Below are 19654 nucleotides of genomic sequence, written 5' to 3' on the forward strand. Positions count from 1 at the left end.
CGCGGGCAATCAGTTAAAATATTGCCATCTTCTGAACAAACAGCCGCAACTGTTATTGTTCTGTTTACAAACCCGAAATCCCGGCTTTCAATGTCGCAAAATTACCTAATTATAGTGGCACTACCGAGCCTGTGGGCACATTTTACTTCCAAGACCTAAATTCGTACCTTGTTGCAAACCTTTTGAATGCTATGCCTAAAGAGACTATGGCGGCTACGAAGCTGCACGTTGATCTGTTAAAAAAAGCGTATCGGCTGATGCTAACTGCCAAAACCCTGGCAGACACTTACGAAGAGAACAAGGCTGTTTGCAGCAAGTATGTGCACAGCACCTCGCGTGGCCACGAGGCCATTCAACTAGCCGCAGCTTTCCAGTTACAGCCCTTCGATTATGCCTCCCTGTACTACCGCGACGATTCGATGCTGCTGGGTATTGGGTTGGAGCCGTATGAGTTGATGTTGCAGCTGATGGCCAAAGCCGACGACCCTTTCTCGGGCGGGCGCACGTATTACGGGCACCCATCCCTGAAGCGCGAGGGCTTCCCGACCATACCGCACCAAAGCTCTGCCACCGGCATGCAAGCCATTCCGGCCACGGGCATGGCCCACGCCATTGCCTATCTGGAAGGGCAGGGGCTGCTGGGAAATGATGAAAAGCCTGTTGTGCTCTGCTCACTGGGCGATGGTTCGGTGACAGAGGGTGAGGTGGCCGAGGCGTTCCAAATGGCGGTGCTGAAAGGCCTGCCGATCGTTTACCTGATCCAGGACAACGACTGGGGGATTTCTGCCACAGGCCGCGAGATGCGCGCCATGGATGCCTATGAGTATGCGGGCGGCTTTAAAGGGATGGAGCGTTTGCGCGTAAACGGTGCTGATTTTGTGGAGTCGTTCGAAGGCATGCGGGTTGCATTTGACTATGCCCGCAAAGTGCGCCGCCCGGTGCTGGTGCACGCCAAAGTGCCCCTGCTGGGCCATCATACCTCCGGCGTGCGCCGCGAGTGGTACCGTGGCACCAACCTGGAAGAGCAGCAGGTGGATGACCCGATCCCGCAACTTCGCCAAACCCTGCTGGATGCTGATGTGAGTGAGGCCGAAATAAATGCGCTGGAACGGGAAGCGCGTGACACGGTAGCCGAGGATTATGAGAAGGCCCTGGCCGCCCCGTCACCCGACCCTGAAACTTTCGATTTGCACGAGTTCGCTCCCACACCAGTTACGGCTGAGCAAGGAGAACGCCAGCCTGCCGGAGCCGAGAAAGTAACCATGGTGGATGCCGCGCTGCATGCCGTGGACGATATTTTGCGCACCTACCCGGAGGCCCTGTTCTATGGCCAAGATGTGGGCGGTGAGTTAGGCGGAGTATTCCGTGAGGCGGCATTGCTGGCCAAAAAATACGGTGATGCCCGTGTGTTCAACACGCCAATTCAGGAAGCCTATATCATTGGATCCACGGCGGGTATGTCGGCAATTGGGGCGAAAGCCATCGTGGAGATTCAGTTTGCCGATTATATATGGCCCGGTATAAACCAATTGGTGGAGGAGTTGTCTAAAAGCTGTTACCTTTCTAACGGACAGTTCCCGGTGCAATCCGTAATCCGTGTCCCTATTGGGGCGTATGGTGGGGGCGGGCCCTATCACTCTGGCAGTATCGAATCCTCACTCCTCAACATCCGGGGTATAAAGGTCGTGTTCCCGAGCAATGCCGCTGATATGAAGGGACTGATGAAAGCTGCTTTCCTGGACCCGAACCCGGTGGTGATGCTCGAGCACAAAGGCATTTACTGGTCGAAGGTGCCGGGCACAGAAGACGCCAAAATGCCCGAGCCAGACGAGGCGTATATCCTGCCACTCGGCAAAGCTAACATTGTGCAGCACGCCGATGAGCAGGAAATCAGGAGGGGCAATAGCCTGGCTGTCATCACCTACGGCATGGGGGTATACTGGGCGAAAACAGCTGCCAGGCAATTCCCGGGTTCTATAGAGATCGTGGACCTGCGCACGCTCAACCCATTGGATTATGATACCGTGAAAGCCGCTGTAGTGCGCCACGGAAAGGCCTTGGTGCTGACGGAGGAACCGCTGATGAACTCCTTCGCGGAATCTCTGGCTGGCCGGATTTCGAAAGACTGCTTTCAGCAACTCGATGCGCCGATACAGACCTTTGGCGCTGCGAACCTCCCAGCTATACCACTCAATGTAGAACTGGAAAAAATGATGCTGCCCAATGCTACCAAAGTGACCGGGGCAATTAAGAATCTGCTCGAGTACTAACCGGACTCGACCGTATAAAAAAAGCAGAGGTGGCCGTTATCATGCGGCCACCTCTGCTTTTTTTATACCTGCTCTAAGCTTAGAACGGATAGCCTATCCCTATCTGCAAGGTGCTTTGGTTGTTCCGGGTGAAAAAATCAGCAAAATTGAAATTGTTGAGTATAAACTTATCTCCCTGGAAACCTGCGGGATCATACACCTTGGTGGCCAGGTCGAAGCGGAGGATGAGCACGGAAAGGTCCATGCGGATGCCAAATCCGGTGCCTACTGCTAGTTCCCTGTAAAACCGGTCAAACTCAAAATTGGCACGCGGCCTGTTTGCGTCAGGCCTTAACAGCCATACATTTCCTGCATCCACAAATAAAGCCCCGTTTAAAAAGCTGAAGATGTTGAACCTGTACTCTATGTTCGCCTCCACCAGCACCTCGCCGGGTTGCTCCAGTTCATAGTCGCGGGTAATGTCTACGTCATACGGTTCGGTATTCTCGACGGCGTTGACAGAGGCGTAGGAGCCCAAGCCCAAACGGCGCGACTGCCAGGCCCGCACGCTGCTGGCGCCACCGGCAAAAAAGTGCTTCTCATAGGGCAGCACCTGCGAATCGAAGATGGGTGCGGCCACCCCCGCATTCAAGCGGTACACGAAAAAGCGGGAGCCACCCAGCGGAATGTAACGGCGGTAATCAGGGTTGATACGGAAATACTGGAAGGTCTGTAATTTGTTATTGCTCAGGTCCAGCCCCAACTCCTTGCTCAATCCCCCGACCTCAACTAAGCCCCTGAAATAGCGCGCATCGCGGGTTTGGGTAAAGTCGTTGGTATTGTAGATAAAGTTAAAGCCAATGAAGGAGATGATACCATCCGAAAAACTCTCGATCAGGGAGCGACTGCCCTCGCTGTTGGCGATCAGGTTTCGCTCAAAATTGCGGTCCAGAATTTCGCCCTGCACCACGTTCAGGTTCACGGGCGACAGGATGAACTGCATAACGGGTGGCCTGAGCGGGTTGCGTGTGACCTGCCAGATGTAGTCCAGGCCCAGTTCATAATTGGTGCGCACGTACTGCTGGCGGTCGCTGTTGGTATAGCCGGTATAAATCCGGGTGCGCGGGCTGTACGACGAGAGGAAGTTCTTATTTGAGAAAGGGAACAGGATAACAGGGAAAGAAAGCGCCACATCGCCGCCCACTTCCCTGATGAGCACGGTGCGGTTGTTGTCGTCGATACTGATCTGGCCCTCGATGCCACCCCGTAAGCCGATGTCCAGGTTCTCGGCACCACCAAACAGGTTCCTGACCCGCAGCCTGACGCTCGAAAACGGCCCTGGCGTACGCTCAGTGAAATTCAAACCCAGCTCCAGGGTCTCCTGAAACTTCTTGGCAGGCACGGCATTAATGTACGCATTCAGCAGGTATGTGGAATCCGTGCCGACTTTATTGTAAAGGATGTTGTTGAACTGAAACACGTCCAGGTCCGACAGCTTCCGTTGCGTGGTGGAGGTGCGGAGCTGGCTATATCGCTGCCCCGGGTAAATATCCACTTTTTTGTCGAGTATAGGTGGGGCTAAGCGATGCTTGTAGGCCAGGTAGTTGATGCCGTCGAACGTTACTGTGTCGCGGGGGATGCCGAAGCGGTCAGCATCTGTTTTCATATATACGTTTTGCAGGGTATACTGCGGGTGTTGCTGCCCTTGGTCGGGGTTTTGGATCAGCGTTTTTACCTGAGCGGTTTTACCGGCATAGGTGGTGTCTACTTCAAACTCGATGTAGGCGCGGGCAAAGTCATAATACCCGTTATTTTTCATCAGGCTATACAAGCGGTCCCGCTCCCCAGACAGCTTGTCTTCGTCATACCTGTCGCCTAGCTGCAGCAGCGAGCGTTCAGCGGCCGACTTCACCAGATTCAGCACCGCCGTGTCAGGTATACCATAGCTGAAGTCGCTGTAGCGGTATGGCTCGTGCTCGTCGATGTTAATGGTAATGTATACCAGTTTGTCTTTCTTGACTTCTTTGGTATAGCTTGCTTGATGGTTAAAAAAACCTTTGGAATTGAGGTAAATGTCAACCTGCTCCATGGTACGCTGCATCTGCAGAGAATCATAGATGGCCGGTGGCTCGCCAATCTTCATCAGGAAATTGCCTTCCTTTTTACTTTCCTGGAGGCGGTCAATCCGGTTATCGAACTTGGCCCGGAGGCGTTGCACCCGGACGGAGTCGGTGCCGGCTTCCGCGATTTTGCGGTTTTTTTTCAGCCGCTGTTTCTCGATCCGCTCCTGAATTTTAGCCGGATCATAAAACTTTTTACCGAAGTTGTACAGGGCCAGGTAGGGCGTGGAAGCAAGCACGATGCGGTTCGGGTCCTGCTGGTAAAGTGCCTGTATGGCAGTGGGCTCTACAAGTTCAAGGCCTTCGGGTTTAATGCCCACCAGCAGCTTATCATCCTCGGCCAGGTAGCGGGTCGTAATGCAGCCCTGCAGGCACACCGTTGTAAATGCCAGAACAGATATGTATAATCGTGGTTTCAAACGTATAGCCTACTTATGTTGTCTAAAGCAGTTGTAAAGTATATTAAATCCCTGCAAATAAAAAAATACCGCAGCCAACACAAGGCATTTGTGGTGGAAGGAGCCAAGAGCGTAATTGAACTGCTGCAGGCAGATTTCGAGGTAGAGTACGTGTTCATGACCGGTGATTTTTACCGGCAGCACAGCCAAAGCCTGCCGCAAGGCCTTGCCTTTGACATCGTTGGCGAAGAGGAACTGGTGAAAGCGGGCACCTTCTCGAGCAATAACGCGGCCCTGGCTGTGGCGCGCATGCGCCCTTTGCCTCCCTTGCAATGCCACCCGCACGATTTTATGATTGCCCTGGACGATATCCGCGACCCCGGTAACCTGGGCACCATTGTTCGCATTGCCGACTGGTATGGCATCTCCAAGATCGTTTGTTCTGAAACCTGCGCAGATTTCTACAACCCTAAAACGATAGCGGCCTCGATGGGTTCTTTCACGCGCGTGCAGGTGCACTACACCGACCTGCCTGTGTGGCTGCAGCAGCATAACGCTAATACGAAGATTTACGGAGCCTCGCTGGCCGGCGAAAACCTTCATGCCATGCAGTTAAAACCCGAGGGCATTGTGGTGCTGGGCAACGAGGCGAACGGCATTCGGCCCGAGGTGGCCGCTCAGGTGAATCAACTCATCAAAATCCCGGCCTTTGGTCAGGCAGAGTCCTTGAACGTGGCTACGGCTACGGCCATCATCATCGACAACTTCAGAAGGCAGGCTTCTTAAAGTATCTAAAACAAAAGCGAGGAACCCAATCAGGTTCCTCGCTTTTGTTTTAGGTTCAACTGAACTGCTTAGTACATCAACCTGAATCCGAAACTCACCACGCTGGTTTGCAGCCCGCGGTTTTCTTTGAACAGGTCGTTCATGTTGTACTTGGCAAACAAGTTTACGCCGCCGTATCCTACCACGCCCTCCAGGCCATACTGGAAATCAGTCAGGTTAAAGGAGTCGCGCGTCTTGTCTTTCTCCGTGCGCCCTTCCAGCTCATACTTCTGTTTGGTATGGCTGCCCAGGCGGTAGCCTACAAAGGGGCCGGCGCCAATCGTGAAGCCGTCTTTTCCGTTATCACGGTCAAACTCCAGGGTGGCCATCAGCGGCAGGTTCACAGAAGACTGCGTTAACTTTGACTTCTCGAAGTTGACACCCTCCACCTCTCTGAAAACCGTCGTGTTGCCTACTTCCTCCAGTATTACATTATCATCAAACATATAGTTGTTGAAGGCAAACTCAAGCCCCGATACCAGGTTGAAAGGACTCTTTTTGCCACCCACCCGGGACTTTAAGCGCCAGTTCAGGCTAACATACCGGGAGCCACCCGGGCGCAGGTCCACAGTGCCTTTATCGGTGAAGGCATTCAAACCGAGGTCCACATCAAACCCAAATCTGGTAGCTTTATATTCTTCTTCGTGTCGCTTGTGCTGGATGGAGTCGCGTTGGGTTTTGGTGGGCATGTCCACGTTCACCTTCGTGTTGCCGTTCTCTTCCTCAATCTCCACATCGATCTTAAATTTTTTGTTGATCCGGATTTCGTGGCGTTCCTTTTTCACTTCTCCTGTTTGCGTCTGCTGTTCGTTTTCCTGCACCGTTACTGTGACCTGCTCCGTTTTTCCGTCCTTTGACTTAGAGGTGTTAAATGTCACAGTCATATCCTTGGGGCCGTCCCCTGTCTTTTCCATTTTGTCTACGCGAGCCACGTAGGTGTTCAGTTCGCGCATCAAAGAGTCCAGGCTATAGTTCTGGAAGGCTTTCAGCTGCTCGATGTTCTGGAGTTGGAGGATCATTTTGGCACCGTTGGCCATCTTGATCACAATCGTATCCTGTTCGGGTTGGAGGCGCTGACCAATTGTTGGTCCGTTTGATGCGAACGTACCGGTAGCCGTTGCCAGGCAGATGCCAAGCAGTAGAAATAATCGTTTCATAATTTTAGAGGTATTAGAGGTTGATAACTTTTGAGTAATTCTTATTGCCTATTTGCGTATTTAAAGCCACTTTATCGGCTTTTATACCTATTTCGGAGAGCTCTACCTCCTGGCCGGTAGCCAGGTTGCGCACCTGCTTGAATATGTTTTTTGCCAGTTGGCGCTTATTGCCTGGTTCCGCACTCGCCACGGCAACTTCCTGCGCGTTTTCCCCCGGTGCCGCTGACCGGATGATGGTGATCTCAACCGGGGCCGCGCTCAGGCTTACATCGGCTTTAGCCACTGCGGTAGCTGTCGCTGCAGGCCTCGGCTCAGGCTTCAGGTTTTGTTTGCCTGAAACAGTTGAGGCCAGAGCAGCCGGTTGGGTATGTATCGCCAAAGCCCCTTTGCGTGCCTTAGGCTGTGTCGGTGTTGGCTTCTGCTTTACTGCTGCCAATGCCTCGGTCGGTGCCTTTGTTTCTTTAGATGGAGTAACGGGCGCTACGGTTGCCTGCAGGTCAGACTTATTTTCAGATTCTTTTTCGGTCTCTGCTAGTAATGCCTCTTCTGTAGCAGGTGAAGTTATTGTTTCAGGGCTGGCAGGAGTGGGCTTTTCTTCCAGTTCCAGTGCAGGGTTCTGTTTGGTTAGCGCTTCGTTCAATTCCGGTGTGCCCGTCTGAAGGTTATAGAACACAATGCCCACAGAAAGCACCAGCGATACGGCTGCTGCCAAAGAGGAATATAGCCAGGTGGTTTTTCGGTGATCTCCCTGGGCAGGCTGGAATGGCAGTAGCTTTGCTCCCTCATCCGGCGCGGGCGCCTGCATTTTTTCCTGCAGCTTGTTCCATAGGTCCGCAGGAGGTGTGGGGGATGTGTTGCCCAGGCGCTCCTTGAATAACTTATCTATATCTTCTGGTCTCATATTCATCTTCACATTTTATGCATCTATAACTTCCTGTCCGCTTAGCCGGCGCTGCAACATGGTCCGGGCCTTGCTTAACTGCGACTTCGAGGTGCCTTCGGTAATGTGCATCATCTCCGCTATCTCCTTATGGCTGTAACCCTCAATGGCATACAGGTTAAAAACAGCACGGTAACCAGCGGGCAAGGTCTTTAGCAGATTCAGCAGCTCGTTCTCAGATAATTCCTGATCGGCAGTTCCTCCACCGGGGATCTGTAAAAAGGCATCATCCACGGAGAAGTGCATCGGCTCCTTTTTTCGCAAAAACCCCAGCGCCTCATTTACCATGATGCGCCGTACCCAACCCTCAAAGCTGCCTTTTCCCTCGAACCTGCCAACATGCTGGTAGATCTTCATGAACCCGTTCAGCAAAGCCTCCTCTGCGTCCATCTCGTTTTTCAGGTACCGAAGGCATACCCCGTACATGGGGCCGGCAAACCGCTCGTAAAGCAGCTTCTGCGCCTTGCTGTCTGCCTTTTGGCATCCGGTAATCAGTTCTGCTTCGGTCACGCTGCGTACAAATTTGTCAGATACGGGGATGTTAATGTTAACAGGGTCGCTTTCGCGCTGTGTGTTATAGATGCACGGTATACAGGCATGGGTTGCCTGGAGGAGAAAATAAATTTTGGTATGCGTCCTGCCAACCCATCTTATTTGTCGGCAAGGGATAACCCAGGTAAAAATAGCGATTATTTTGTTTAAGCGCAGCAGGGCATAGAAATGCGACATAAAATGCTGTTGCTCTGGCAACTAACATTTTTTCGTTTACCCAGGGGCACAAAAAAAGAGCACAAACTCCGTTCATGGAATCTGTGCTCTTTTTATTTTCAACTTTTAGCCATTCTATCTAACGGCAGCAAGTACGGAAGGTTGTATTAATTTTCTGCAGCCGGGTTATGCGCCGTCAAAATTGGGTCCAGCACCGCCCAAACATTGTCAGTCAGAATTTTCTGGCCTTCTACCGTGGGGTGGATGCCATCACCCTGGTTCAGTTCCGGGTTGCCCGCCACTCCTTCCAGCAAAAACGGGATAAGGTCCACCTGCTCTTCCTGGGCCAGGCGGGTATAGACTTCTTTAAACTGCTGGGTATACTGCTGTCCCATACTCGGCGGAATCTGCATTCCGGCAAGCACTACCTGCACATCAGGGTTTTTGCGGCGCACTTTCTGGATGATCGTCTTCAGGTTGCTGTAAGTCTCCTCCGTTTTGATGCCCCGCAAGCCATCGTTGGCCCCGAGTTCAAGCACAAACACATCAATGGGCTGCTTCAGTAGCCAATCAATCCGGCCTTTTCCGCCTGCTGTGGTCTCGCCGCTCACCCCGGCGTTTATCACTTTATAAGGCAGGTCCAGCGAGTCGATGCGCTCCTGTATAAGTGCCGGAAAAGCCTGCTCAGGCTCTAATCCATACCCTGCTGTCAGGCTGTTCCCGAAGAAAAGAATCGTCTTGACTCTTTCTTCTGCAGCCTGGGCATTGTTCTCTTTCTGATCATCGGTCACCTCCTGGCTGGCAATGTCCTTGGCCTGCTCCACTTCGCCGCATCCACCCACGGTCAGTGCGAGGGCCAAAATAATCAGCATTAATTTATGGTTTGTCATTCTAATCTGGCTCTGTTTGCTAAATTTATAGGGATAACTCAAAAACTATTAACGTGGTGTATGAGTTATTTGGTTTAACGGTATTGCACGGGTTTGTACTAGCTACCCGTTTTCTCAGGACAAATATAGAAACTTCTCAGCGTGTCAATTATTCTCGATATACAGGATTTACAAAAAACCTACAACAGCGGCGACCGACAGTTAACGGTGCTGCAGGACATCAGCTTTTCGTTGCAGGCAGGCGATACCTGCTCCATTGTGGGGCCTTCCGGCTCAGGCAAAACCACCTTGCTCGGGCTTTGTGCCGGGCTCGACCGGGCCAGTTCCGGTTCTGTGACCTTAAATGGCGTGAAGCTTGACCATCTCTCTGAAGACGCGCGGGCACAGGTGCGCAATCAGTACGTGGGCTTTATTTTCCAGAATTTCCAGCTGATCCCGACGCTGACGGCCCTGGAGAACGTGATGGTGCCTTTGGAGCTGCGTGGGGAGCGGAACGTGCAGCGACAAGCCATGGAGTTACTGGAGCGGGTAGGGCTGGCTGACAGGTTTGACCATTACCCAACGCAATTGTCGGGTGGGGAGCAGCAGCGCGTTTCGCTGGCCCGTGCTTTCTCAAACCGGCCTTCTATTTTGTTTGCAGATGAGCCTACCGGTAACCTGGACGAGGAAACAGGCGAAAAAGTAGAGCAGTTGCTTTTTGACCTGAACCGTGCGTCCGGCACCACGCTAGTGCTTGTAACGCATGACCTGGAACTAGCCGAAAAGACACAGCGCATCATCCGCATCAAAGGCGGCACTCTGGTCGCGGATACCGGCGCACCGCACCCCGTGGATCGCGCAGAGGGCCTGTAAAGTGCTGAAGCGCACCAATGGCCATACACCCCTACACTAGTAACATCCACTTCATTCGTATTCTTTTAACCTAGCCCATCGCTGTGTCTGAACCTACACCCGACTTTATACCCCAAGCAAAGCTTGATGTAAACTGGCTCCTGAAAATGGCCTGGCGCGACAGCCGTCGCAACCGCGGAAGGCTGGCGCTTTTCTTGTCGTCCATTGTGCTGGGTATAGCTGCCTTGGTGGCAATCAACTCTTTCTCCGACAACCTGAAGGCTGATATCAACAACCAGGCTAAGTCGCTGATCGGGGCTGACCTGGTGGTGGCGAGCAACAAGGAGATTGAGCCGCCCATGCAGAAACTGCTGGATTCCCTTGCTGTAGGTGGCGAAAGGTCGGATGAAGTGCGGTTTGCGTCGATGGTGGTGTTTAAGGCTTCGCAGGGGACCCGGCTGGTGCAGGTGCGGGCCCTGGAGCAGGGCGGTTTCCCGTATTACGGCGAGATCGAGTCCGAACCCCAGGCCGCCAGCGCCACCTTCCGTGCCGGCGGACGGAAAGCCTTAGTCGACAACACGCTGCTGCTGCAGTACAATACCCAGCCGGGAGACTCCATTAAAATAGGGAAACTAACCTTTGAGATAGTCGGGGCGCTGAATAAAATACCCGGTCAGTCAGCCATGACGGCTACCATTGCGCCCGCCGTTTATATACCCCGTCAATACCTCGAAGAAACAGGTTTGCTGCAAAAGGGAAGCCGGATCAGCTATTACCATTACTATAAATTACCCGCCGCCACGGATGCCGACAAGCTGGTTGAGAAGCTGGAGCCGCGGTTTGAGGAAGCCGGCTTTGGGTTCGACACGGTGCAGAGCCGCAAGGAAAGCACCGGGGAGGCATATGCGAACCTTGCCCGATTTCTGGCCTTGGTGGGTTTTGTAGCGCTGCTGCTGGGCTGTGTGGGTGTGGCCAGTGCGGTGCATGTCTACATCCGCGAGAAACTCACCACCATCGGCATCTTGCGCTGCCTGGGGGTAAGCGGCACACAGGCTTTCCTGATTTACCTTTTCCAGGTGGCGGCGATGGGTTTACTGGGTTCCATCATCGGGGCCATCCTCGGTAGCCTGATTCAGTTATACCTGCCGCAACTCTTCCAAAGCTTCTTGCCAGTGGAGGTAACCGTGGCTGTGTCGTGGCTGGCGATTTTGCAAGGCATAGGCATTGGCCTGATTGTGTCGGTGCTGTTTGCCCTGCTGCCACTCCTCAGCATCCGCAACATATCGCCGTTGATTACCCTGCGGGCGGGTATAGAGCATGTGTCCAAACAACCTGACAAGCTGCGCTGGGTAGTGTACGGATTGATTCTCACGTTCATTTTCCTGTTTGCCTACATGCAGCTGGGCACCTGGTTGCGGGCGCTTTCGTTTACTGGCGGTGTGTTGGCTGGCTTTGTGGTGCTAGCCTTTATTGCGCACCTGATGATGCGGCTCGTCCGGAAGTTCTTCCCGACTAACTGGGGGTATGTCTGGCGTCAGAGCCTTGCTAACCTGTACCGGCCTAACAACCAGACCTTGCTCCTGACAGTCTCTATCGGCCTGGGCGCTACGCTTATCGCTACCTTGTTCCTGATGCAACGACTGCTGTTGAGTGAGGTGGCGATTGCGGGAAGCGAGAACCAGCCCAACCTGGTGCTGTTCGACATCCAGAACTCCCAGCGGGACGAAGTGGCCAAAATGACGCAGCAGCAAGGCTTACCGGTCTTGCAACTGGTGCCCGTGGTGACCATGCGGCTAGAGGAAATGAATGGGCTCACGGCAGCCGATGTCAGGAAGGACACGACGCTGGGTATACCTGACTGGAGTTTTACCAGGGAGTATCGCGTCACGTACCGAGACACCCTGATCGACTCTGAAGAAGGTGTGGCAGGGACCTGGAAAGGCACGGCCGCTCTTGCCGACGGCGCCATACCGATTTCTTTGGAGGACCGGTATGCGGAACGGCTGAAAGTAGCATTGGGGGATACCCTGATCTTCAACGTACAGGGCGCCCTGGTGCCTACGGTGGTCGCGCACCTGCGTGAAGTGGAATGGAACAGGGTACAGAGCAATTTCCTGGTTCTTTTCCCGAAGGGAGTGCTGGAGGATGCGCCCCAGTTTCATGTGCTTATGACGCGCACGCAAAACGATGCCCAATCGGCCAGTTTCCAGCAAGCCATGGTGCGGCAGTTTCCCAATGTGTCCGCCATCGACCTGAACCTGATACTGCAAACCCTGGATGATATTCTGGGCAAGATTTCCTTTGTGATACAGTTCATGGCCCTTTTTAGCATCATCACCGGGCTGCTGGTACTCATCGGCTCCGTGAACGTCAGCAAGTTTCAGCGGGTGCAGGAAAGCGTGCTCCTCCGTACCTTGGGTGCCAGCCGCAAGCAGATCTTACAGATCAATGCGTATGAGTATCTGCTCCTGGGCGCCTTGGCGTCGGGCACTGGAATGATCCTGGCCGTGGCCGCGAGTTGGGCACTGGCAGTGTTCAGCTTCGAGGTGGTGTTTGTGCCTGATCTTTGGCCGCTGCTTCCGGTCTTCCTGGGTATCACTGCCCTCACGGTCGTTATCGGCATGCTCAACAGCCGCAGCATCCTCAACAATCCGCCGTTAGAGGTGCTTCGCCGTGAAAGCTAGCCCACTTGCCTTGTTCTCATAAGTTCTCAAACCCTGGTAAGGGGAAAGTTACTGAGTAACCAAAACTCTGGTAAGCTTGTAAAAGAATAGGGACAGTGGCAAAAGCTGTCCTTACCTACTACTTAACCTATGAGAACAATGAGAGAAGAAAACAACAGAGAAGAAAATAAAGGCAAAACCGTTCTGATTACCGGAGCTTCCAATGGCTTTGGAATGGAGTTCGCGAAACTCTTCGCCCAGGATGGGTATAACCTGATTTTAGTGGCGCGCAGCACCGACCGCCTCCGGAAGTTAGGACACAGCCTGCAGGACGAGCATCGGTTGGAGTATGTATGCGTGATCACCGCCGACCTGACACTGCCTGATGCCGCCAAGGAAGTGTATGAGGAGGTGAAGAAAAGCGGTATTACAGTGGATGTGCTGGTGAACAATGCCGGAGCCGGGGCGCACGGGTATTTTTACGAAACCGACCTCGAACGTGAGCAGGCGATCATTCAGCTCAACATCAACACCCCGGTTACGCTTACCAAGCTTTTCCTGAAACACATGAGAGAGCGCAACGAGGGCAAAATCCTTAACCTGGCTTCGCTCGTATCGTTTATGCCTTCGCCGCTAATGGCAATTTACGGGGCGACGAAGGCATTTATGCTTTCTTTCTCCGAAGCGCTGTCTAATGAACTGCAATCCACCAATATCACCGTTACCGCTTTATGCCCCGGTGCGAGCAACACCATGTTCTTCAGAAGGGCAGACGCATCGCATACCCGTGCTGCTAATGGCACACTCTCAGAACCTGAGCAAGTGGCTAAAGATGGGTATAAAGCCCTGATGAAAGGAGAAATGCGCGTTGTGTCCGGAATGATGAACAAGCTCCAGGCTACCACTTCAGGCATCCTGCCAGACAGTACACTGGCAGCCACCATGCGCCACCTGATGGAAGAGGAAGAGCCGGAGGAAGCACCGTCCGAACAGCAGTACTAAATCAAGTGAATGATAGCATAAACAGCCCGCGCATACTTTATCTGAAAGTATGCGCGGGCTGTTTCAATAGTGCTCTAAAAGAAAGAAGGGACCCTTTTTAGAGGTCCCTTCTTGATTAGCATAGACAACTAATGCCATCTGCTTTATAATGGATTATACGCAAGGACAAACCCTAAGTTTGGTCGCGTATAAAAAAAATTAATAGCTGTCCGATGCCAGCATGACCAGGGTACAGTGGTGCAGCGTCTCGATGTTGGCATCAGTAGCCAATTGCTCCAGTTCGCGGTTTTCGGTACCCGGGTTAAAGATGATGCGTTTGGGTTTCAGGTTGATGATGTAATCATACCAGGAAGGCTGATTCTGTGGCCCTACATAAAGCGTTACCGTGTCCACGTCCTCGATCACCTCCGATTGATCCGTGATGATTTTTTTGCCGCCCACCGATGCATTTTTTATACCTACCGGCACCACCTCGTGCCCATGCTGCTGCAGCCTTTGCACGGCTCTGTAAGCATAGCGTGTGGGGTTATCGGTAGCGCCTAATACAACTGTCTTCTTCATATATAAAATTCTTCAGTTCAACATGAAATACCATTCCTTGTACTCCTGCTTATTTAAAATAGTTTGAAGGGCGCTGATAGCGCCTCACGCTAAAACAGCCGGTACTAAGTGAGAGAACACTATTTGCTTAGTCCTGTATACGTACGCCGGCTTTCGACGCGGCCATTTCGGCGCAGCGTTCGCCGTCCATCGCCGCCGACACGATGCCGCCTGCGTACCCGGCCCCTTCGCCGCACGGGAAAAAGCGCTTTACTTGCACGTGCTCCAGCGTCTCGCGGTCCCGCGGGATCCGGACAGGGGAGGAGGTACGGCTCTCCACGCCTACAATCTGCGCCTCGTTTGTGAGGTAGCCGCGCATTTTCGCCCCAAAAGCCTTGAAGCCCTCCCGCAGGCGGTAGGCCATCTCATCCGAGAAAAGCGTATTCATATCCACCGACACCAGGCCAGGCTGATAGGAAGTTTCAAGCAGCGTGTCACTCAGTTTCTTGTTGGTGAAATCCTTCAGCAACTGTGCAGGAGCCGCCTGGGTGCCGCCTGCCAGCTGACAGGTTTTCTGTTCCAGTTCCTGCTGCATCCGCAGTCCGGCCAACGGGCCATGTTGCGCTATATCCATATCCTCAAGCTCCACGGCCACCACAATACCGGAGTTGGAAAAGCGCGAGTCGCGGCGGCTCGGCGACATGCCATTTACCACCACCTCGCCAGGCGCCGTGGCCGATGGCACAATAAAGCCGCCGGGGCACATGCAGAAAGAGAAAATGCCGCGCTGCCTGTTCTGGTAGTGCGTCTGGTGTACCAGCGCATAGGAGGAGGCAGGCAGGTATGGCCCGCGGGCCTCGCACTTGTACTGGATACTGTCGATCAGGCTTTGCTGGTGCTCCACACGCACGCCCATAGCAAATGGCTTCGGCTCGATCGTGATGTTTTTCTCGTGCAGCAGCTCAAAGATGTCGCGGGCACTGTGGCCGGTGGCCAGGATCAAGCCCTCGCCGGTATGCGCTTTGCCGTCTCGCGTGATGGCCCCGCGCATTTCGCCGTTCTCCAGTATAAAATCCGTTACGCGCTGCTCAAAAATCACCTCGCCGCCCGCTGCCCGAATGCTTTCCCGGATTGCTTCGATAATTTTCGGCAACTTGTTCGTGCCGATGTGTGGGTGGGCATCGAACAGAATATCCGGCGTGGCGCCATGCTCTACCAGTATCTGGAGGATGCGCTGCAAATCCCCCCGCTTCTTTGAGCGGGTGTAAAGCTTCCCATCCGAGTAAGTGCCGGCCCCGCCTTCTCCAAAACAGTAGTTCGAGTCCGGGTGAACGGTATGCTCCTTGTTGATGGCAGCGAGGTCGCGGCGGCGGCTCCGCACATCTTTCCCACGCTCCAGCACAACCGGCTTCAACCCTAGCTCTATGCAACGCAGTGCGGCAAACAGGCCTGCTGGTCCAGCCCCCACAATAATGATGCGCTTGGCGTTGCTGACGTCAGGATAGGTATAATCGGGTGTGAGAATATGCGCGGGTGGAGTATCCAGGTATACGTCTGCTTTCACGCGCACCAGCGGCTCCCGGCCACGGGCATCAACAGAACGCTTGATGCGATGCAGGAATTTTACATCGTCAGGCTTTACGTTTGCACTCTTCAGGATTTCGTGCTCTAACTGTTGCGCATCAAAGGCAACCTCTGGTGCCAACACCAGTTCTAGTTCTTTCTTTCTCATAACCAAGGGTAAGGGAGTTAGCCTTAAACCGTAAAAATTCTATTTAATTTAATCCACAGGCGGGTATTTTCTCGCACTGTCGCCACACAACACAATTTCCCCGGCTGAAGTTCGCAGGAGCGGACACTAGTGTTGCGCAGATATGCTTGTGCTGCAGAAACTAATCATTTAAATCGCGGAGCACTTTATTGACCCAGCCTTTGCCCCACTCGTCAATTTCCTGGTCTGTCCAGAGCGAAGGGTAGAAAATGCGCTTCTGGAAGCGTGGCGGCAGGTATTTCTGCCAGTTGGTGCCGCCAGTGGCTGCCAGCACTTCCGGGTCCTTCTGCAGGTAGCGCACCGCCGATTTATAGTGCATCAACGGCCAGTCCACGTTCACGTGGCTATCCAGCATCCGCAGGGCTTCTTTCAGGTCTGGGCGTTGCTGGTCTGCGTCGGGCAAGCGCTTATACACTGCCCAGGCGTTTTTGTGCTGGTAGTCTTTTGCAAAGTGCAGCAGTTGGGCGGTATACTTTTCCTCAAACTGCAGCAACGTCAGGGTCTTGGCCCCCGAGGCGATCTCCGTGGCACCCTCGCGCCAATAAATACACCCCATCAGCTCCTCGTGGGTGCTCTCCAAGCCCAAGGCGGCGCGCTTCGCTTTATCGGCCAGGTTGCGGAGGTCTGTCGAGGCGATCTCGATCATGCGGTATTGCACCGACTGAAAGCCACTGGCAGGCATCAGCGCCATCCGGAATTGCAAAAACTGCTTTGGGTCCATGCCTTCCACCATCACTTCAAACGAATTGATGAGGTTGTCAAAATAGCGGTTGATGCGGTTGATGCGGCGCAAAAACAAGTCGGCACTCATCTCCTGCGCTTCCCCTAACTGGCGGTACTCCTCCAGGCACAGCTTAAAATACAGTTCCGTGATCTGGTGGTACATGATAAAGATCTTCTCATCCGGGATGTTGGTCCTCGGGTTCTGAAGGCTCAGGAGCGTATCAAGGTGGATGTAATCCCAGTAATTGAGGAAATCGGTATGGTAGAGCCCTTCGAGGTAGGCAGCCAGGTTCTGGCCGAGCGGCACATACTTTTCTTCCAGCCGCTTTAGCTGCTCCAGCACTTCAGGGTCAAACTTATGCTCCATTTTCAGCCGGTTTTAGGTGCGAGGTGATCGAAACAAAGCACAAATAAAGCAAATCTAGGCTTCAGCAGCCAATCCGCATTCAAAAAATGCCTTTTTTTGCGGCCTGACAGAAGCCCTTTTATAGCTGTTTCCATACATAGCAATTTACAGATGCCTGCTGTTTTTAGTGGGTTCGGCTTTAGCATTCGTAGAAAGAAACAGGGGTTTGGTATAATTCAGGGCTATTTATGGGCCACAACAGGTAAGTCTGCCGGATTATTGGTAAATTTGATTTTCGCGATATTTTACCCATGCTACGCCAATGGCTGAGAAAAGCAGCGTTTTTGATATGATAGGTCCGGTGATGATCGGACCGTCCAGTTCGCATACCGCGGGCGTGGTGCGTATTGCCCGGGCCGCCATCCGTATTTTAGGAGCTCCGCCCGAAGAGGCCATCATCACCTTTTACAACTCCTTTGCCCGCACTTACGAAGGGCACGGCAGCGACCGCGCCATCGTGGCCGGCCTGCTGGACTTTAAAACAGACGACAAGCGCATCAAAGACGCTTTTGACCATGCCAGGGAGCGGGGGCTCAGCTATACCTTCCGATCAATCGGAAACGCCTCGACCATGCACCCCAACACCATCCGGCTGAATTTAAAAGCCGGTGACCATGAGGTGGAAGTGGTAGGCCAGAGCCGGGGCGGCGGTGTGATCAGCATAGTGGAAGTAGACGGTTTCTCAGCCAGCTTCTCCGCCACCCTGCATACCCTCATCATCGACGCCAACGACGTGAAGGGCAGCATTGCCTTTATCGCCTCGGTGCTGGCGCATGACGAGTGCAACATTGCCACCATGAACGTGTCGCGGAAGGGCCGAAACGAACGGGCGCGGCAGTTCATCGAAATGGACTCCGGCATCAAACCCATCACGCTGGAGTATCTCCGGCAGCTGAGCTGGGTGCGCAACGTAGTATACATCCCGAATATCGACCTTTGATAAAAGAAACCTATGAATAAAGCATCCAAGAAACTCCTGTTGCTGCTGATGCTGTCCTGTGCCGGTGCTACCGGGGCCATGGCGCAGCAGCAAGACAGCAGCGGCGATGTGGTATGGACACTGGAGGAAGCCGTGCGCTATGCGCGCGAGCATAACCTGCAGGTGCAGCAGTCGCAGAATGCCCAGCGCCTCAACCGGGTAGACTTGCGGGAGCAGCGCATGAGCCGTTTGCCCAGCCTGAACGCCGGCGGAAGCTATACCTATAACACCGGTTCTTTCCAGGACCCTGTTACATTTCAGCTGATTACGCAGGAGGCAAAAACCGGAAATTACCAGGTCAGTGCCTCTGTGCCCCTTTTCATGGGATTCCAGCAGCTTAACCTGATCAAGCAGACTGAGTTGGAACTGCAGGCCAGCCAGCAGGATGTCCTCTCGGCCCAAAACGATATCACCCTCCAGATCATCACGTCTTACCTCAACATTCTTTTCGCGGGCGAGCTGATCAAGATCTCAGAGATGACCCGTACCCTGACGCAGGAGCAACTGGAGCGCACGCGCATTTTGTTTGAGGCTGGCAGCGTGGCCCAAAACTCCGTGCTGGACCTGGAGTCGCAGTTGGCGGCCGATGACCTGGAACTGATCAACGCACAGAACCAGCGCGACATTTCCCGCCTTTCGCTGATGCAGTTGCTTAATCTGCCTGCCTCTGCGCCTTTTGTGGTGGAAGTGCCCAACATACCGGAACCCGACGAAGCGCCTGCCCTCATCAACAGTGACCAGGTGTTCGACGTGGCTGCGCAAACGCTCCCAAGTATCAAGGCGGCAGACCTGCGGCTCATGAGTGCAGAGAAGGCGATCGATGTGGCCCAAGGGAGTTATTCCCCGCGCCTTTCTTTAAATGCCGGTATCAGCACGCGTTACTCCAGCACCAACCAGTTTTTGGTTGGCCGCGAACTGATTGACAATGGGCTGCAGCGCCGGGAATTAGGGTTCAACAACGCTGACGGCACGGATCCCATAGTCGTATATGTCCCCAGCGCCTTCGAAATGCCGGTTTATACCGACTATCACTTCCTGGACCAGCTGCAAGACAACATATACAAGCAGGTTGGACTCTCGCTGCAGGTGCCGATCTTTAACGGGCTTCAGGCCCGCTCGAATGTGCAGCGCGCTAAAATACGGCAGCAGAATGCCCGCGTAAATGCCGAACTGGCCCGTAACAACCTCCGCCAAACCATTGAGCAGGCTTATGTGGATGCGGTGGCGGCCCAGCGTCGGTACATGGCGGCGAAAGAGCAGCTGCGTGCCGCTGAAAAAAACTATGAGAATGCCGAACTCCGGCTCAATGCGGGGGTGATCAACACCTCGGAGTTTAATATCGTGGCAAACACCTACCGCTCTGCCCAGTCCAACTTACTCCAGGCCAAGTATGAATATACCTTCAAGCTAAAGGTGCTGGACTTTTATCAAGGAAAAGACATATCGCTCTAA

The 19654-nt window shown here is 53.5% G+C and carries 15 protein-coding genes; 7 read left to right on the forward strand and 8 right to left on the reverse strand.

The genetic code is table 11. The annotated features are described in order from the left end of the window. The first annotated feature begins 191 nt into the window (after window positions 1–191). Complete coding sequence (locus ACXYMU_RS08025; RefSeq protein ID WP_458985848.1) at window positions 192–2270, forward strand: alpha-ketoacid dehydrogenase subunit alpha/beta; 2079 nt, start codon at window positions 192–194, stop codon at window positions 2268–2270. A 79-nt stretch (window positions 2271–2349) separates the two neighbouring features. On the opposite strand, the gene tamL is transcribed toward ACXYMU_RS08025, so the two are convergent. Then, window positions 2350–4788: a translocation and assembly module lipoprotein TamL gene (tamL, locus tag ACXYMU_RS08030; RefSeq protein ID WP_458985849.1), complete on the reverse strand. Its 2439-nt coding sequence runs from the start codon at window positions 4786–4788 to the stop codon at window positions 2350–2352. Window positions 4789–4803: 15 nt separating this feature from the next. Here tamL and ACXYMU_RS08035 point away from each other — a divergent pair, with 15 nt between their 5' ends. Next, window positions 4804–5553, forward strand: a complete 750-nt coding sequence (locus ACXYMU_RS08035; protein ID WP_458985850.1) for a TrmH family RNA methyltransferase — start codon at window positions 4804–4806, stop codon at window positions 5551–5553. A 68-nt stretch (window positions 5554–5621) separates the two neighbouring features. On the opposite strand, the gene ACXYMU_RS08040 is transcribed toward ACXYMU_RS08035, so the two are convergent. The 4 genes from ACXYMU_RS08040 to ACXYMU_RS08055 all read right to left on the reverse strand — a co-directional run bounded on the left by ACXYMU_RS08040 (window position 5622) and on the right by ACXYMU_RS08055 (window position 9269). Then, window positions 5622–6749, reverse strand: coding sequence for an outer membrane beta-barrel protein (locus ACXYMU_RS08040; protein WP_458985851.1), 1128 nt, complete (start codon window positions 6747–6749; stop codon window positions 5622–5624). A gap of 13 nt (window positions 6750–6762) precedes the next feature. Beyond that, window positions 6763–7650: a hypothetical protein gene (locus ACXYMU_RS08045; protein WP_458985852.1), complete on the reverse strand. Its 888-nt coding sequence runs from the start codon at window positions 7648–7650 to the stop codon at window positions 6763–6765. Between the two features lie 15 nt (window positions 7651–7665). Then, window positions 7666–8199 (reverse strand): RNA polymerase sigma factor, encoded by a 534-nt coding sequence (locus ACXYMU_RS08050; protein ID WP_458985853.1) that lies wholly within the window; start codon window positions 8197–8199, stop codon window positions 7666–7668. Between the two features lie 365 nt (window positions 8200–8564). Next, a complete protein-coding gene (locus ACXYMU_RS08055) occupies window positions 8565–9269 on the reverse strand; it encodes an arylesterase (RefSeq protein ID WP_458985854.1) in 705 nt (234 codons plus the stop codon). Window positions 9270–9428: 159 nt separating this feature from the next. Between ACXYMU_RS08055 and ACXYMU_RS08060 the strand changes: the two genes are divergently transcribed. From ACXYMU_RS08060 to ACXYMU_RS08070, 3 genes are all read left to right on the forward strand, one after another. Continuing rightward, a complete protein-coding gene (locus ACXYMU_RS08060) occupies window positions 9429–10139 on the forward strand; it encodes an ABC transporter ATP-binding protein (protein WP_458985855.1) in 711 nt (236 codons plus the stop codon). 146 nt (window positions 10140–10285) lie between these two features. After that, window positions 10286–12802: an ABC transporter permease gene (locus tag ACXYMU_RS08065; RefSeq protein WP_458985909.1), complete on the forward strand. Its 2517-nt coding sequence runs from the start codon at window positions 10286–10288 to the stop codon at window positions 12800–12802. Window positions 12803–12931: 129 nt separating this feature from the next. After that, entirely contained in the window at window positions 12932–13783 is an 852-nt protein-coding gene (locus tag ACXYMU_RS08070) for an SDR family NAD(P)-dependent oxidoreductase (protein WP_458985856.1), read from the forward strand. 198 nt (window positions 13784–13981) lie between these two features. Here ACXYMU_RS08070 and ACXYMU_RS08075 read toward each other — a convergent pair whose 3' ends face one another. The 3 genes from ACXYMU_RS08075 to ACXYMU_RS08085 all read right to left on the reverse strand — a co-directional run bounded on the left by ACXYMU_RS08075 (window position 13982) and on the right by ACXYMU_RS08085 (window position 17184). Further along, window positions 13982–14344, reverse strand: coding sequence for a CoA-binding protein (locus ACXYMU_RS08075; protein WP_458985857.1), 363 nt, complete (start codon window positions 14342–14344; stop codon window positions 13982–13984). A 127-nt stretch (window positions 14345–14471) separates the two neighbouring features. After that, window positions 14472–16055, reverse strand: coding sequence for an NAD(P)/FAD-dependent oxidoreductase (locus ACXYMU_RS08080; RefSeq protein ID WP_458985858.1), 1584 nt, complete (start codon window positions 16053–16055; stop codon window positions 14472–14474). Between the two features lie 160 nt (window positions 16056–16215). Continuing rightward, a complete protein-coding gene (locus tag ACXYMU_RS08085) occupies window positions 16216–17184 on the reverse strand; it encodes a tryptophan 2,3-dioxygenase family protein (RefSeq protein ID WP_458985859.1) in 969 nt (322 codons plus the stop codon). Window positions 17185–17485: 301 nt separating this feature from the next. Here ACXYMU_RS08085 and sdaAB point away from each other — a divergent pair, with 301 nt between their 5' ends. Together sdaAB and ACXYMU_RS08095 are read left to right on the forward strand one after the other, a co-directional pair. Then, entirely contained in the window at window positions 17486–18163 is a 678-nt protein-coding gene (gene sdaAB / locus ACXYMU_RS08090; RefSeq protein ID WP_458985860.1) for an L-serine ammonia-lyase, iron-sulfur-dependent subunit beta, read from the forward strand. 12 nt (window positions 18164–18175) lie between these two features. Further along, entirely contained in the window at window positions 18176–19654 is a 1479-nt protein-coding gene (locus ACXYMU_RS08095) for a TolC family protein (RefSeq protein ID WP_458985861.1), read from the forward strand.

This window comes from Pontibacter sp. CAU 1760, from assembly GCF_054482735.1.

Excerpts from the sequence above, each read along its gene's own strand:
- ACXYMU_RS08025 (WP_458985848.1), top strand. The coding sequence starts at position 192 with ATGCCTAAAGAGACTATGGCGGCTACGAAGCTGCACGTTGATCTGTTA.
- ACXYMU_RS08035 (WP_458985850.1), top strand. The coding sequence starts at position 4,804 with ATGTTGTCTAAAGCAGTTGTAAAGTATATTAAATCCCTGCAAATAAAA.
- ACXYMU_RS08040 (WP_458985851.1), bottom strand. The coding sequence starts at position 6,749 with ATGAAACGATTATTTCTACTGCTTGGCATCTGCCTGGCAACGGCTACC.
- ACXYMU_RS08045 (WP_458985852.1), bottom strand. The coding sequence starts at position 7,650 with ATGAGACCAGAAGATATAGATAAGTTATTCAAGGAGCGCCTGGGCAAC.
- ACXYMU_RS08055 (WP_458985854.1), bottom strand. The coding sequence starts at position 9,269 with ATGCTGATTATTTTGGCCCTCGCACTGACCGTGGGTGGATGCGGCGAA.
- ACXYMU_RS08065 (WP_458985909.1), top strand. The coding sequence starts at position 10,286 with ATGGCCTGGCGCGACAGCCGTCGCAACCGCGGAAGGCTGGCGCTTTTC.
- ACXYMU_RS08070 (WP_458985856.1), top strand. The coding sequence starts at position 12,932 with ATGAGAACAATGAGAGAAGAAAACAACAGAGAAGAAAATAAAGGCAAA.
- ACXYMU_RS08075 (WP_458985857.1), bottom strand. The coding sequence starts at position 14,344 with ATGAAGAAGACAGTTGTATTAGGCGCTACCGATAACCCCACACGCTAT.
- ACXYMU_RS08080 (WP_458985858.1), bottom strand. The coding sequence starts at position 16,055 with ATGAGAAAGAAAGAACTAGAACTGGTGTTGGCACCAGAGGTTGCCTTT.
- ACXYMU_RS08085 (WP_458985859.1), bottom strand. The coding sequence starts at position 17,184 with ATGGAGCATAAGTTTGACCCTGAAGTGCTGGAGCAGCTAAAGCGGCTG.
- sdaAB (WP_458985860.1), top strand. The coding sequence starts at position 17,486 with ATGGCTGAGAAAAGCAGCGTTTTTGATATGATAGGTCCGGTGATGATC.
- ACXYMU_RS08095 (WP_458985861.1), top strand. The coding sequence starts at position 18,176 with ATGAATAAAGCATCCAAGAAACTCCTGTTGCTGCTGATGCTGTCCTGT.